The organism is Arthrobacter sp. TWP1-1, from assembly GCF_049897845.1.
Taxonomy (GTDB): domain Bacteria; phylum Actinomycetota; class Actinomycetes; order Actinomycetales; family Micrococcaceae; genus Specibacter.
On sequence record NZ_JAFCXC010000007.1, the window covers coordinates 110,886 to 124,402 of the forward strand.

The following is a 13,517-nucleotide window of genomic DNA, read 5'->3' on the forward strand; positions in this document are numbered from 1 at the left end:
GTCCGCTTAGTAGTCGGGATTGCTCGGCACCACCATGCCGGTTTCATAGGCGTAGACAACAACCTGTACCCGATCACGCAGGTGTAGCTTGGTCAGGATCCGCCGCACATGCGTTTTTACTGTCGCTTCGGAAAGAAACAGTGAGTGGGCGATCTCGGCGTTTGAGAGCCCTTGGGCAATGCACTGGGCAACTTCAAGTTCACGCGGGGTGAGGTCACCCAACAACGGATCCGCCGGTTGGGTGGGGCGTGGATGCCCGCTGCGGACGAAGTTTTCCAATAGGCGCTGGGTGACCCGCGGGGCCACCACGGCATCGCCACTGGCCACCAGACGCACGGCCTGTACCAGATCCTGCGGCGCCACATCCTTGAGCAGGAAGGCACTGGCGCCGGCCTGAAGACCGGCAAACGCATACTCGTCCAGGTCAAAGGTTGTCAGGATGATGATCCTGGCTTCGGCGGCGGATGAGCTGATCTTTCCGGTTGCTTCAATCCCGTCCATGAGCGGCATGCGGACGTCCATCAACACAACATCGGGCTGCAGTTTGTCCACGGCGGCCAACGCTTCGATGCCATTTGAGGCTTCGCCAACAACTTCCAGATCGTTTTCACCCTCAAGGATCAGCCGAAAGCCCATCCGCAGCAATGGCTGATCGTCCACGAGCAGAACCTTGATCGCCTGTCCGCCCGGTGCCGCTGTGCCTTCCACGGCCGATGTCTCTTCCACAGCTTCCTCCATTGTTTAAGGCCCTTCCGCCGGATGCAGGACCGCCTCGACGGTCCACCCGCCTCGGGGCGTGGGTCCGGCGTCGACCGTTCCGGCAAAGATGCCGGCACGCTCGCGCATTCCTACAATGCCACTTCCCGTGCCGATCGATTCATCCATGGTGCCGTGCCCATCATCGGAAACCAGCACAGTGAGTTTTCCCTCTGACAGCTCGTTGACAACACTGACCTGGACACGGGACACGGCGGTCCCGTAGCGCAACACATTGGTCAGCGATTCCTGCACTATCCGGTACACCGTCAGGGCCAGCGCAGGATCATCTGGCACGGGCGGCCCGGACTGAGTGAAGACAAGGGGAAGGCCCGCTTGTCGGAATCCCTCAATCAGTGCCCCCATGTCGGCGTGGTCCGGTTGTGGGGCACGGTTTGCGCCGGAGTCCTCCCGCAATACCCCCAGAACTCTCCGCATGTCTGCCAGCGCCGTGCGGCCTGTTTGGGAAAGCTGGCCCAGCACCTCCCCTGCCTTGGCCGGATCCCTTTTAACCACGACGGCGGCGCCATCGGACAGTGCCACCATGACGGTGAGTGAATGGGCTACGACGTCGTGCATTTCCCGGGCGATCCTGTTGCGCTCAGCCACCGAGGCTAGCTGGGAGTTGCGAACCGCCCACTGGCGCAATTCTGCTTCGTGCGTGCGGCTGCGACGTACGGAAGCACCGATACCTGCGGAGATGATGTTGGCCAGCAAAATGACAATCGAGGAAATGACAGTGCTTGCCGCGGCACTGGGACCGTTTTCCGTCAGAAACTGGGCGGGGTACTGGTAGAGGAACAGCATGTAGAAGGTCAGTGGTATTGCGGACACTACCGCCAGCACAAAGCTGATGACGGTCCGGTACCGAATGGCGACGGCGTAAAGCGCGAACCAAATACTGACGCCCATGTTGCTGGCAGTTGGCACCACTGCGATGTTGAGTATTTCGAAAACTGAAACGATCGTCAGCACGGCCAGCGGCTTGTCCCGCCGGAACATGAGCACCGTGGCGGATGCCAAAACGATGACAACATGCTCTTTCAGGTTGATGCTGTAATCGCCACTGAGGAAGATCCCCGACCCGGCCAGCAGATACGCTGCCACGACCACCACATCCATGACGCGGGGGTGCCGGTGGAAGTACCGACTGAGAACGCCGCGACGGCGGGCCGTGAATTCCGCGGCCCGCCGTTCAACGGATGGTATGTCGGCGGGGTGCGCGGCCGTTCGTTCCGCGTCCCCCGCCTGGTCAAATGTGCGCATAAGTTTGAGCTTAGGTCCCCCACCGAAAAGTTGGGGCCATCAGCAGGTCTTAGACGTCACGAACCTTGAGGGAAATAACGGCCGGAATCATAAAGAGCAGGATCCAGCCTAGGAAGATCAGCCCGCCCACATACGGGCTGATGAAGGCCCCCTTGTCATGGATTTCCAACATGCGGCCTCCGGCCACGCTCGGCACGTACTGGTTGAAGTACTTCCAGAACTCACCCGGCATCAATTGCATCAGCTGGGTACCGACGTCGAGCAGGAAGAAGACAACCACCAGGACGATGATGCCCCCGGCCGAGCTGCGCAGCAGCGTGCCCAAGGACAAGCCGATCAGGGCCACGCCCGCAACATACAAGCCACCCATGAGGATGGAGTAGACCACTCCGTCCAGGCCAAAGGAAATATCGATCCCATAAGCGCTGAAGATTGGCATGGCGATGAGGGTCGTGGCCACGGCGGCCAGCAGGGTCAGCACATAGGAGACAACAACCAGCACCACGGCCTTGGCAAAGAATGCCGGCAAGCGCTTGGGTACGGCGGTCATGGTGGAGCGGATCATCCCGGTACCGAACTCGGAGGAAATGAGCAGCACAGCCAAGGCGCCCAAGATCAGGATGCCAATCTGCAGGCCGGCGTTGGGAATCGCATAGATATTGAAGCCCATTGCCGCTTCGGCTTGGCTTAAGGTCATCGGCTCAACCGGAGCTCCTGGCATGCCCATGCCCATGCCGTTCGTCATCGTCTGCTCAAGCGACATGGCCTGTACCCACGCAGCCATGGTGCCAACGCCAACAACGGCTAGGAATGTGAAAGCCAGCAGCAGCTGGGTGGAACGCAGGGACCGGAACTTAATCCATTCGCTGCGCAGTACTCCGGTAAAAGTCAGCGAGCCACGGGCCGAGCGCTGAGGTGCGGAAATCGTCGTCGTGCTCATCTTTAGAGTCCCTTCGCAGCGGCGGCAACCGGCACGTTGTCATTGAATTCTTGCGAGTGGTATTCCACCGCGTCCTTGGTGAGGTTGAAGTACGCGTCTTCCAGAGAACTTGTCAGTGGGGTCAACTCGTAGACCAACACCCGGTTGTCCATGGCCACCGCGGCGATCTGGCGGGCATCGAGGCCGGAAACCTCAAGGGTTTCGTTCTCGTTGCACTCAACCTTGACCCCATTGCTGCCAAGGAGCTGGCTTAGGCGGGTGACCTCGGAGGTCCGCACCCGAACCTTTGCCTGCTGCGCGCCGGCGATGATTTGGGCGATGGGCGCGTCGGCGATGATCTGCCCCCGGCCAATAACGATCAGGTGGTCGGCGGTCTGCGCCATTTCACTCATCAGGTGTGAGGACAGGAAAACTGTTTTTCCTTGGGCGGCCAGGTGCTTGGCCAGGTTGCGGACCCAGAGGACACCCTCGGGGTCAAGGCCATTGACTGGTTCGTCAAGGATCAAGGTTTGCGGATCGCCAAGGAGTGCCGAGGCAATGCCAAGGCGCTGCCCCATACCGAGGGAGAATCCGCCGGCCTTCTTCTTGGCCACAGCGGCAAGTCCGGTCATGTCGATGACCTCGTTGACGCGCTTGGTGGGGATGTTGTGGGTGGCGGCCATCGCCAACAAGTGGTTGTAGGCGCTGCGCGAGGTGTGCACGGCCTTCGCATCGAGCAAAGCACCCACTTGATGCAACGGATCGTGATGCTGGCCGTAAGGCTTGCCGTTGACCGTCACCGTTCCGGCCGAAGGCTTGTCGAGTCCCACGATCATGCGCATGGTGGTGGACTTTCCGGCACCATTTGGCCCGAGAAAACCGGTTACCATTCCCGGCTTGACCGTGAAGGTGACTCCGCCGACGGCGGTCTTGGCGCCATAGTGCTTGGCTAGGTTTACTGCCTCAATCATGTGGACATCCCCTTTGGATGATCTCCAGGCTGCATCAGCCCGGTTTGCGAATCTATAACTACCGTACGCAATGCCAGCGACGAATTCGTCTGTCTCAGGGATGATTCAGGGTCCAGTCAGGGTAGTCCAAACGGATGATACGCAGGGGAACCTTGTCCTCAGGGACAAGCCCTAGACTGGCGTGATGCCACCGCAAACCCAACTTCACCGTTTCCCTGCAAATACCACCGTGGGCCCGGTGAAGTGGTCTAACAGCCGCCTATTGTGGATTTCATTGCCCGCCCTGATGCTCCTCTTCGGCGGCGCCCTGACCGTCCTGGCGTCCGGAAACAACCCACCATTTCAAAAGTTCGACGACGCTTGGTACCACCTCATGCTTGCGAGCCGCACGCCGTGGCTCACCGAGGCGAACCGGGTGCTGGACTTTGTCGGTAACGCTGGCATGGTCATCTACTGTGCAGCGTTGTTTTTGGTGCTCTTGCGGAGGCACAGACGGCTGGCGCTCTTCACTGCCGGGGCCAATCTGGGGGCTTTGGGACTCACCCACCTGATCAAGTTTTTGGTTGCCAGGCCCCGGCCCGAGAATCGTTTGGTGCCAGTCGATTCCGGTTCATACCCTTCAGGGCATACAAGTGCCACGGTGGCAGCGGCGGTGGTGACCGCCGTCGTTCTTGGAAAACTGTGGATATGGATCAGCGGGGCCATCCTCAGCGTCACCATGATGTACAGCCGCACGTACCTTGGCGTCCACTGGCTTAGCGACACCATTGCCGGGGCACTTTTAGGTGCAGGTCTCACACTGTTGATCTGGGTGGCCGTAAAGAATAAATGCCTTAAGCCGTATATAAGAGCCGTCTAGCTGGCGTTCTGGTGCTCACTGGCAGGCAGGGGCTTGGCCGCCGGCGCGGTCAGGATTGAGGCCACAATGGCAACGGCGATGGCCAACAACGCCCAACGGATCGTCACGTGGTCGCCAAGGAATCCAAGCAAAGGTGGCCCCGCAAGGAAAGCGATGTAGCCAACTGTGGAGACAACGGAGACTCGGGCGGCCGCACGGCTCGGATCATCCGCAGCGGCAGACATGCCCATGGGAAAGCCCATGGCCGATCCAGCGCCCCAGAACACGGCCCCCACGCCGGCAAGAAGCAAGTTCGGGGCCATGACGAACAGCACCAGGCCAATCAAGGACGAGCCGAGGCTGCCATAGAGCACCGGCACGCGGCCGAACTTGTCCACAAACCCACCGCCAAAGAACCTGAACAGGGTCATGGCCGCTACAAACACGGCAAACATGATGGCACCGCCGGATTCCGTGGCACCAAGTCCGTCCACGGTCGCCTTCGCGATCCAATCATTGGCGGAGCCTTCGGTCAAGGCAGCACCAAGGACCACTAGACCCACAAGAAGCGTTCGCTTTTCAGTCCAGGCGCTGCGACCCTTGAGCGCCGTGGCGGTGTGTGTCTGCTGACTGCCGCTCGCTGCGGTCTCCGGCAAAAAGTACCTGGGCACAAATACCATGGCAATGCTGACGCCGATCACGATGGCGAACAGGTGTGCCGACATGCTGACGTTCATGGCCGAAAGCCCGGCACCCACCAGTGCGCCAATGAGCGCACCGCCGCTGAAACCGCCATGGAATTGCGGCATGACCGTACGGCCAAGGTGCCGCTCCACGTCGGCCCCCTCGATGTTCTGGGCTACGTCCCACAGGCCAATACCGATGCCAAAGAAGAACAGGCCAACGGCGGTCAGCGGGACGCTGTGCTGAGCCAAGGCAATGGACACAATCAGTCCACCAAAAGCAGCACTGAAACCACCCGTCCGGATGGTGCTTGCTGTGCCGATCCGGCTCACAACGGTCCCTGCCATGGGAAGCGCAATGACAGATCCTGCGGCGATGGTCAGCAGGAGCAATCCCATTTCGCCCGATGTCAGCTCCAGGATGCGAGTGACGGCCGGGATGCGTGCAGCCCAGCTGGCAAACACGAAACCATTGATCGCGAAAACGGTAAAGGTGGCAATGGTCGCGGCACGGACCGCCTGCTTGTTCATGGTGAAGGACGCTCTTTACGGCAGAGGGGCGAATGGGGGTTGAAACAACTCTAGATGAAACCTTCCAACGCTTGACGTACAAAGCTGAAAGTGATCAATTGCTACGCCGATTGCGGGTAGGCTGCGACTCCTCGCTACCGGCTCCGTTCCACCCGTTTTTCATCCCAGACAGGCTCGTCGGATTCATAGACCTTGCCATCGGAACCAAAGACCAGAAAACGGTCAAAGGAACGGGCGAACCAACGGTCGTGGGTCACGGCAAGGACGGTTCCCTCAAAGGAATCGATGGCCTTTTCCAACGCCTCGGCCGAATGCAAGTCCAAGTTGTCGGTGGGCTCATCGAGCAACAGCAACGTGGCTCCGGATAGCTCCAACAGCAGAATCTGGAACCGCGCCTGCTGGCCACCCGAAAGGGAGTCGTATTTCTGCTCAGAGCTGGAGGCCAGTCCGTAACGGTCAAGGGCTCCGGCCGCTGCCTCGCGCCCCATTCCCGAACGGTGCTCATCGCCGCGGTGCAAAATATCCAACAGCGTGCGGGTCAGGAGGTCCGGCCGGGCATGGGTCTGGGCAAAGAATCCGGGGCGGATGCGCGCGCCGAGTTTCACGGAACCCTCGTGCGGCACATGGGCGATGTCGACGTCGGACACCGGCTCGTGTTCCTTGTCCGGGTCGGAGCCTCCGGCGGCCAAAAGCCGCAGGAAGTGGGACTTACCCGATCCGTTGGAACCCAAAACACCCACGCGGTCACCAAACCAAACCTCGGTGCTGAAGGGCTTCATAAGCCCCGTCAGCTCCAACTTTTCGGCGATGACGGCGCGCTTGGCGGTCCGCCCGCCCTTGAGGCGCATCTTTACGTTTTGTTCGATCGGCAGCGCCTCCGGCGGGCCCTGTTCCAAAAATTGCGATAGCCGCGACTGGGCCGCCTGGTAGCGGTTGGCCATATCAGAGCGGAAGGCTGCCTTAGTTTTGTACATGTTGACGAGTTCCTTGAGCTTGATATGCTCCTCATCCCACCGCTTCCGCAATTCCTCAAAACGGGCATTGCGGTCCTCGCGGGCCTTCACATAGGACTCAAAGCCACCGCCGTGCGTCCAGCTGGAGGCTCCATTGATACCCGGCTCCAGCGTGACGATTCTATTGGCAGCATTGGCCAGGAGTTCGCGGTCGTGGCTGACAAACAGCACCGACTTCTTCGACTCGGCCATTTTGGCTTCGAGCCAGCGCTTGCCCGGCACGTCCAGATAGTTATCAGGCTCATCCAGCAACAGGACCTCGTCCGGGCCGGAGAACAGGGCCTCAAGTACGAGACGTTTCTGCTCGCCACCGCTGAGGGTTGCGGCCTTACGGTATTGAGCGGAATAGAAATCCATGCCCATGGCAGCCATGGTGACTTCGTCCCAAGTGGTTTCCATTTCGTAGCCGCCAGCATCGCCCCAATCGGCGATGGCCTGGGCATACGCCATCTGACTGGGTTCGTCATCGCGCTCCAGCATGGCCACTTCGGCGTCGTCAACGGCCTTGCCGGCAGCGGCGATGTTGGCCGAGGCCACCGAAAGCAGCAGGTCCCGGACAGTACTTTCGTCACGCACCTGGCCCACGAACTGGCGCATGACGCCCATGCTGCCCGAGCGGGAAACGGCGCCTTCATCGGCCTTGATGTCCTGGCAAATGATGCGCAGCAGCGTGGTCTTACCCGTGCCGTTGGGGCCGATCAGCGCCGTTTTGGTGCCATCGGAGACGCGAAAGTTCACCCCGTTGAGCAACTGCCGGCCGTCGGAGAGAAAATAGTCAATGTTTGCAACGTCAATGTGTCCCACACACTAATTCTCCCATCTCCCACGACTCGCACCAGCCGTCCCGCCAAGACCATGGCATGGTGGGGTTTTCCCCACCATGCTTTCACCCGCTGGCATGATGGTCCCAGGACTCCGCCACGGCAAGGATTGAACCATGAGCAACCCACATGCAATCACGGCAACAAAGTCCTGGCTGATCGTGCGCCCCCAAACGTGGCGTCAGATCGGTTCCGACCTGGCTTACATCCTTCCCGGCTTCTTCATCTCCCTTGCCTCCTTCACGGCCCTGGTGACCCTGTTCTCCCTTGGCCTGTCCACGATCGTCATTTGGGTGGGCCTGCCCATTCTTGTTGCGTGCCTGGCCACGGCCCGTTGGTTCGCGAGCGTCAACCGATCTGCGTTGCGGCGCTGGGCTGGGGACATCCCGCCTGTTCATTACCGGGAACCGCATAAATATACGATCAGCGGAATGTTCAAGAATCTGGCCGATCCACAGCTGTGGAAAGACTTCACTCACGGTGTATTCGTCTCCTTCGCCTACCGCACCGCCTCTTTTTGCATTGCGATCACTTTCTTGGGCGCGAGTCTCGGTGGTTTGACGCAATGGATATGGTTGCGCTTCTTGCCGCCCGGGAACACGCCACTGGCGGAATACATCGGCTTGGATGAGCTCCTCGGAGTCAGCCCGGCGGCGGCGGAGTCATGGCTCGGCTTGGCCTACGGCGCACTGTTTCTCGTCCTTCTCCCCTTCATCACGCATCTGCTGGCCGTAGCCGATGCCGCTATGACCCGCGCCCTGCTCACCAATGAGACCGCCGCCCTGCGTGCCCGGAGTGAGGAACTGACGGCCAGCCGGGCGCAGGTGGTGTCGGAAGAGGCCAGCACCCTGCGCAAGATTGAGCGGGACCTGCACGACGGCCCACAGCAGCGCCTCATCCGACTGCAGATGGATGTTGAGGCCGCCCAGCGGCGCATTGCCACCGATCCGGACGGTGCCCGCCAGCTGATGGACGGCGCCCTGGAACAGAGCCGCGAGGCGTTGGCGGAGTTGCGTCAGCTGTCCCGGGGCATCGCCCCTCCGCTACTTGCCGACAGGGGGCTCCGTGCAGCCATGGAATCACTGGCCACAAAATCAACCGTCCCGGTGGCCGTTGACGGCAATCTTGAACATGGCGCCCGGCTGGCCGAAAGCGCCGAGAATGCGGCGTACTTTGTCGTCTCCGAGGCACTTGTCAACGTTTCGAAGCATTCAGGTGCCAGTCACGCTGCGCTTTCCGTTCACTTAAGCCCCACTGAATTGTTCCTCGAGATCACTGACGACGGAATCGGCGGCGCCCACGTCGGCAAGGGCCACGGCCTGTCTGGCCTCATGGACAGGCTGGCAGGCGTGGACGGATCCCTGGAAATCGTCAGTCCGGCTGGCGGTCCCACCACCCTCAGGGCCAGCATTCCCTTGAGTAGTTGAGCATTGGTACTTGAGCTTTGATACTTGAGGAAGGGCATTACTCTGGAATCATGCGTGTTGTGCTGGCAGAAGATTCCGTCCTGCTCCGTGAGGGCCTAGTGCGTCTCCTTGAGGAGACCGGCGCGGAGGTGTGCGCGGCGGTTGGCGATGGAATCGAACTCCTCGCCGCAGTTAAGGAACACGTCCCTGACCTGCTGATCACCGATGTTCGCATGCCACCATCCCACCGTGACGAAGGGCTGAAGGCGGCTCTTGAGGTCCGGGCGCAATTCCCCACCGTAGCCATTCTGGTGCTCTCTCAGTATGTGGAGTTGAGCTACGCCAGCGAGCTGCTGGCTGGCGCGTCCGCCGGTGCGGGGCTTGGCTATCTGCTCAAGGACCGGGTTGCCCGTTTTGAGGATTTTGAGGAGTCCATTCAGCGCGTCGCAACCGGTGCAACCGTGATCGACCCGGAAGTGGTCTCTGCCCTGCTCTCCAACAGAGCAGCCACCGATCCCCTTCATACCCTGAGTCCCCGCGAATCACAGGTACTGGGACTCATGGCCCAGGGTTTGACCAACGGCGGCATCGCCAAGACGCTCGTGATCAGCGCTGGCGCCGTTGAGAAGCACATCAGTTCCATTTTCGTCAGACTCGGCCTGCATCAGAGTGCCGATGATCATCGCCGTGTCCTCGCAGTCATCAGCTTCCTGCAGCGACGGAGCTGATCGAGCGCGCAAATGACATTGGCCCAGCTGGCAGGGCCTACAGAGGCGCCCGTTGGCTACGGCGAAGAAACCGCACTTTCAGAAAGCTCGGGATCCGCGGTCGCGTAACGGGTGTGCGCATCACTTGTGGCGGCCGGTGAAACGGGCTCGTCAGTGACGCTCGGATCGGCTGTAATCGATGCGGCAGAACCGCCATCAGTTGTCTCGGCAGGGCTTGCTTCCGAGGTAGTGGGGGCTGGTTCCGTGGTGCTGATTGGCGTGGTCGGAGTAGCCGTGGCTGGCGCCGTTGTTCCTGGAACAGTGGTCCCCGGGCTCGTTGTTGCCGGAGCCGTCGTAGCTGGGGCGGTCGTTGCTGGGGCGGTGGTTGGCGTGGTCGGAGTAGCCGTGGCTGGCGCCGTTGTTCCTGGACCAGTAGCCCCCGGACCCGTCGTTGCGGGGGCGGTGGTGGCCGGCTTTACCGTTGCCGTCGTACTGGGCACAGTGGTCGGGCTCTGGCCCGGTTCGGTTGTGCTGCTCGGCTTGTTGGTGGCTTGTTCTGCCGCAGCCTTGGCTCGCTCGTCGGCCGTGGCGAAGCCTGGCATGGTGAAGTACGTAGATGAACTACTTGTAGCCTCTGGAGCGTGGAGGATGGTGCCAACCGATGGGTTCAGAGCGCTGATCATCTTGCCGTTGCCGATGTAAATCCCAATGTGCGACCAGTGATTGGGTCCATCGGGGTTTTGCACCACGATATCGCCGGGCTGGGGGTTGTTCGTTTCCACCATGGGCAGCCATTGCTCCGTGCGCGGAAGGCCCACCCCGGCCTGACGGTATGCCCATTGCACAAACCCGGAGCAGTCCCAACCGTTTGCAAAGCTAGTGCCACCCCAAACATAGCTGTGGCCAAGCCCTTGATAGGAGGCGGTCAAAATGTCCTTGCGGACCTGCGAGATCAGCTCAGCCGAGATTTCCGGAAGATCACCACGCATCGCGTTAACTGAACGGGCAAGCTGCGGGGTGTTTCCATCGGGATTGGTCAGGTCGAAGACCTGCTTCGCCGCCGGCTTCTGGGCCAGAATTAGCGTGTCGGCGAAAGATACTTTCACCCCAAAACCTTGGGCCAAAATGGCATCAAAACCCGCGGGGTCAATGTCAGCAGGAGTGCTTGTCGTGTGACTGGATTCTTGGGCACTGAGCATGGCCGCGGCATCGGCTGTGGACGTGCCGACATACCCCGCAGCAACGAATCCGCCGGAGGCCAGCAGAGTACAGATGGCAGCCATGCTTAGCTGGTACGGCCGTGAATTGCCTATCGAAAACGACACTCGGTAGTCCTCCTGCTCCATCGCACGCGGTAACAGTGAGCCTACGCCCGATCCAGTTGACTTTCCGGCTTGTTGCCAAAATGACACAACATTTCCAGATCACTCAATTTGTCAAAGGTATTCACGCACATGTTATGCATATCCCACGACAGGCGCCGGGTTTTGTTCGCACCCTGGTGACGCAAAGTAATTTCCGGAATTTGAGTCTTGTTCCGAGCTAAAGGCCCACTTGCAGCGTTCAACCGGCGCTGCGGATAATTCGGCGTGACACGGCCACCGAAATCGCGGCGGTCCGGTTGTCCACACCCAATTTGTCGTAAATGTGGACTAGGTGGGTTTTCACTGTTGCCTCGGAGATGAACAGTGCCTTGGCGATGGCTTTGTTGCTCATCCCTGTAGCCAGCAGCTCTAGTAATTCCACCTCGCGTGCCGACAGCACGGGAGCAGGGTTGCGAATCCGCCCCATGAGACGCGCGGCAACCTCGGGGGCCAAAGCGGTTTGCCCGGCCGCAGCCTGTTGCACGGCGGCGCGAATTTGCTCCGGCGGCGCATCCTTGAGCATGTATCCACTAGCCCCGGCCTCCACGGCAGCTAGGATGTCGGCGTCGGTGTCGTAGGTGGTCAGAATCAGCACCGGCGGCGCACCCACCAAGGCCTTGATCGCCTTCGTGGCACTGACCCCATCCATACCAGCACCCATTTGCAGATCCATCAGAACCATGTCAATTGCCTCGCCCAAAGCCAGCCGGCGTTGAACTTCCTTAATGGCAGCCCCGCCCTCAGCCGCCTCGGCAACCACGGTGAACCCCTCAAATTCAGACAGCATAGCCCTTAGCCCGGCACGCACCACGGGATGGTCATCCACCAATAAAATCCGGATCTCATTCATGCTTATCCCCCTGTATCTCGCTCACGTCCGTCTCCAGCGGCAACCTGACGGCCACCACAGTTCCATCTCCGGGGGCCGATTCGACTGTCAGCGTCCCACCCTGCGCCATGACCCGTTCGCGCAGCGATCGGAGCCCAAAGCCGCTTCCATCCGCCCGCTGAACCACAGTGTCGGTGAGCCTTTCCGGCTCAAAGCCGCGTCCGTCGTCGTACACGTCAAGGGTCACCTCGCTGCCCTGAAAAGCCAGACTAACGACGGCGGACCCGGCTTTCGCGTGCGACCAGACATTCGCGAGACTCGCCTGTGCGGCACGTAATAGGGTCACCTGGTAAGGCTGCGGCAACTCGATCGGCTCACCGTCGAGCCGGAAGCTGCACTTCAAGTGCCCACCCCGCGCGGCGGCTTCACGCTGCGTCTTGCTGCACAATCTGGACAGGCTCTCCACGAGTGAGGCCTCGGCAAGCGCCGGTGCGGACAAACCGCGGACGAAGTTTCGGGCCTCGGCAAGGTTCTCCGACGCCGTGGCTTCCACCATAGTCAGACTCTCCTCGGTGGATTCCAGATCCCCCGACGCCAAGCTGCGCCGGGCCGCCCGGGAGACCAAAATGATCGAGGAAAAACCCTGAGCCAGGGTGTCGTGAATTTCTCGAGCCAGCCGTGCCCGCTCAGCCAAAACCCCCGCTTCATGCTGCGTTGCAGCCAGCTCGGCACGGGTGCGCCGGAGCTCGTCGGCCGCCAGTCTCTGGTATTCGCCGTCTGCGTAGAGCAGTTGGTACGCCTTGGACGTGGCCACGGCGAAGGCTGCCCCGAAAAACGGCCCTACGATGACCGGCAGCTGAGGAAGGCTCGACCCCGCCGAGATCCATTGGGCCGCAATCACACCAACCGTCATGAGAACGGTGGTGGCCAGTCCGGCATAGCGCGGTAAGAGGTGCAGGTGAAGGAAAAACAAGGGGAATACGAGCCACGAGAACTCCACAGAGCCGATCATGAGGATGGCCCACAGGAGGGTGATCAGTGCCAGCCACGCGATGGCGAAGCGTCGGGGATTTCGCTGTAAGGACCCGGTGGAAAACCGTTTCTCGGCGACCGTGCCCACCAAATAAGTCAGGGCCAAGAGGACTGCAAGGGCTAGAAACCAATACCGCCCGTGCTGCTCCGCCGGAGCGAGGAGAAGGCGGATGGTACCCACGCCCAGAAGAACCGCAAATCCGACATGGAGGGTGACGCGCAAGAAGCGCAGGATCGCGCCACTGGTGACGGGCGGAGCTTCCACAGCAGACATGCCACCAGCTTAGGCCCCGGCCCGTCCGGGAACCCAGCCGCCGGGCGCGAATCAACCAAATGGTTGATAGCGGAATCAACCATTCGGCAGCGGCAGGATCAACCGTC

The 13,517-nt window shown here is 60.7% G+C and carries 12 protein-coding genes; 3 read left to right on the plus strand and 9 right to left on the minus strand.

Going from position 1 to position 13,517, the window contains the following annotated elements; translation table 11 throughout:
* Positions 1 to 6 precede the first annotated feature (6 nt).
* Genes ACP7B9_RS13215 through ACP7B9_RS13230 form a run of 4 tightly spaced genes read right to left on the minus strand, consistent with a single transcriptional unit; the run spans position 7 to position 3,912 of the window.
* Entirely contained in the window at positions 7 to 738 is a 732-nt protein-coding gene (locus ACP7B9_RS13215) for a response regulator (RefSeq protein WP_425864074.1), read from the minus strand.
* Positions 739 to 741: 3 nt separating this feature from the next.
* Positions 742 to 2,022 carry a sensor histidine kinase gene (locus ACP7B9_RS13220; protein WP_425864075.1) on the minus strand — a complete coding sequence of 427 codons (1,281 nt, stop codon included), beginning with the start codon at positions 2,020 to 2,022 and terminating at the stop codon, positions 742 to 744.
* A gap of 49 nt (positions 2,023 to 2,071) precedes the next feature.
* The gene (locus ACP7B9_RS13225) at positions 2,072 to 2,962 is read right to left on the minus strand and encodes an ABC transporter permease (protein WP_425864077.1); all 891 of its coding nucleotides are present in this window, start codon (positions 2,960 to 2,962) and stop codon (positions 2,072 to 2,074) included.
* Between the two features lie 2 nt (positions 2,963 to 2,964).
* Entirely contained in the window at positions 2,965 to 3,912 is a 948-nt protein-coding gene (locus tag ACP7B9_RS13230; RefSeq protein WP_425864078.1) for an ABC transporter ATP-binding protein, read from the minus strand.
* A gap of 184 nt (positions 3,913 to 4,096) precedes the next feature.
* Here ACP7B9_RS13230 and ACP7B9_RS13235 point away from each other — a divergent pair, with 184 nt between their 5' ends.
* Positions 4,097 to 4,771, plus strand: a complete 675-nt coding sequence (locus tag ACP7B9_RS13235) for a phosphatase PAP2 family protein (protein WP_425864080.1) — start codon at positions 4,097 to 4,099, stop codon at positions 4,769 to 4,771.
* Here ACP7B9_RS13235 and ACP7B9_RS13240 read toward each other — a convergent pair.
* Both ACP7B9_RS13240 and ACP7B9_RS13245 read right to left on the minus strand, forming a co-directional pair.
* On the minus strand, positions 4,768 to 5,964 hold the full coding sequence (locus ACP7B9_RS13240; protein ID WP_425864081.1) for an MFS transporter: 1,197 nt from the start codon (positions 5,962 to 5,964) through the stop codon (positions 4,768 to 4,770). The two genes, ACP7B9_RS13235 and ACP7B9_RS13240, sit on opposite strands and share 4 nt — an antisense overlap.
* A gap of 134 nt (positions 5,965 to 6,098) precedes the next feature.
* Entirely contained in the window at positions 6,099 to 7,781 is a 1,683-nt protein-coding gene (locus ACP7B9_RS13245; RefSeq protein ID WP_425864083.1) for an ABC-F family ATP-binding cassette domain-containing protein, read from the minus strand.
* A gap of 133 nt (positions 7,782 to 7,914) precedes the next feature.
* Here ACP7B9_RS13245 and ACP7B9_RS13250 point away from each other — a divergent pair, with 133 nt between their 5' ends.
* Both ACP7B9_RS13250 and ACP7B9_RS13255 read left to right on the plus strand, forming a co-directional pair.
* A complete protein-coding gene (locus ACP7B9_RS13250) occupies positions 7,915 to 9,225 on the plus strand; it encodes a sensor histidine kinase (protein ID WP_425864085.1) in 1,311 nt (436 codons plus the stop codon).
* A 50-nt stretch (positions 9,226 to 9,275) separates the two neighbouring features.
* Positions 9,276 to 9,932 carry a response regulator gene (locus tag ACP7B9_RS13255; RefSeq protein ID WP_425864087.1) on the plus strand — a complete coding sequence of 219 codons (657 nt, stop codon included), beginning with the start codon at positions 9,276 to 9,278 and terminating at the stop codon, positions 9,930 to 9,932.
* Positions 9,933 to 9,988: 56 nt separating this feature from the next.
* On the opposite strand, the gene ACP7B9_RS13260 is transcribed toward ACP7B9_RS13255, so the two are convergent.
* The 3 genes from ACP7B9_RS13260 to ACP7B9_RS13270 form a co-directional block, all read right to left on the minus strand.
* Entirely contained in the window at positions 9,989 to 11,236 is a 1,248-nt protein-coding gene (locus tag ACP7B9_RS13260; protein ID WP_425864088.1) for an NlpC/P60 family protein, read from the minus strand.
* A gap of 238 nt (positions 11,237 to 11,474) precedes the next feature.
* Complete coding sequence (locus ACP7B9_RS13265) at positions 11,475 to 12,125, minus strand: response regulator (RefSeq protein WP_425864089.1); 651 nt, start codon at positions 12,123 to 12,125, stop codon at positions 11,475 to 11,477.
* On the minus strand, positions 12,118 to 13,410 hold the full coding sequence (locus ACP7B9_RS13270) for a sensor histidine kinase (RefSeq protein WP_425864091.1): 1,293 nt from the start codon (positions 13,408 to 13,410) through the stop codon (positions 12,118 to 12,120). The genes ACP7B9_RS13265 and ACP7B9_RS13270 overlap by 8 nt, the downstream gene beginning before the upstream one ends.
* Positions 13,411 to 13,517: the final 107 nt, after the last annotated feature.

Excerpts from the sequence above, each read along its gene's own strand:
- ACP7B9_RS13240 (WP_425864081.1), bottom strand. The coding sequence starts at position 5,964 with ATGAACAAGCAGGCGGTCCGTGCCGCGACCATTGCCACCTTTACCGTT.
- ACP7B9_RS13220 (WP_425864075.1), bottom strand. The coding sequence starts at position 2,022 with ATGCGCACATTTGACCAGGCGGGGGACGCGGAACGAACGGCCGCGCAC.
- ACP7B9_RS13230 (WP_425864078.1), bottom strand. The coding sequence starts at position 3,912 with ATGATTGAGGCAGTAAACCTAGCCAAGCACTATGGCGCCAAGACCGCC.
- ACP7B9_RS13270 (WP_425864091.1), bottom strand. The coding sequence starts at position 13,410 with ATGTCTGCTGTGGAAGCTCCGCCCGTCACCAGTGGCGCGATCCTGCGC.
- ACP7B9_RS13265 (WP_425864089.1), bottom strand. The coding sequence starts at position 12,125 with ATGAATGAGATCCGGATTTTATTGGTGGATGACCATCCCGTGGTGCGT.
- ACP7B9_RS13250 (WP_425864085.1), top strand. The coding sequence starts at position 7,915 with ATGAGCAACCCACATGCAATCACGGCAACAAAGTCCTGGCTGATCGTG.
- ACP7B9_RS13215 (WP_425864074.1), bottom strand. The coding sequence starts at position 738 with ATGGAGGAAGCTGTGGAAGAGACATCGGCCGTGGAAGGCACAGCGGCA.
- ACP7B9_RS13255 (WP_425864087.1), top strand. The coding sequence starts at position 9,276 with ATGCGTGTTGTGCTGGCAGAAGATTCCGTCCTGCTCCGTGAGGGCCTA.
- ACP7B9_RS13225 (WP_425864077.1), bottom strand. The coding sequence starts at position 2,962 with ATGAGCACGACGACGATTTCCGCACCTCAGCGCTCGGCCCGTGGCTCG.
- ACP7B9_RS13235 (WP_425864080.1), top strand. The coding sequence starts at position 4,097 with ATGCCACCGCAAACCCAACTTCACCGTTTCCCTGCAAATACCACCGTG.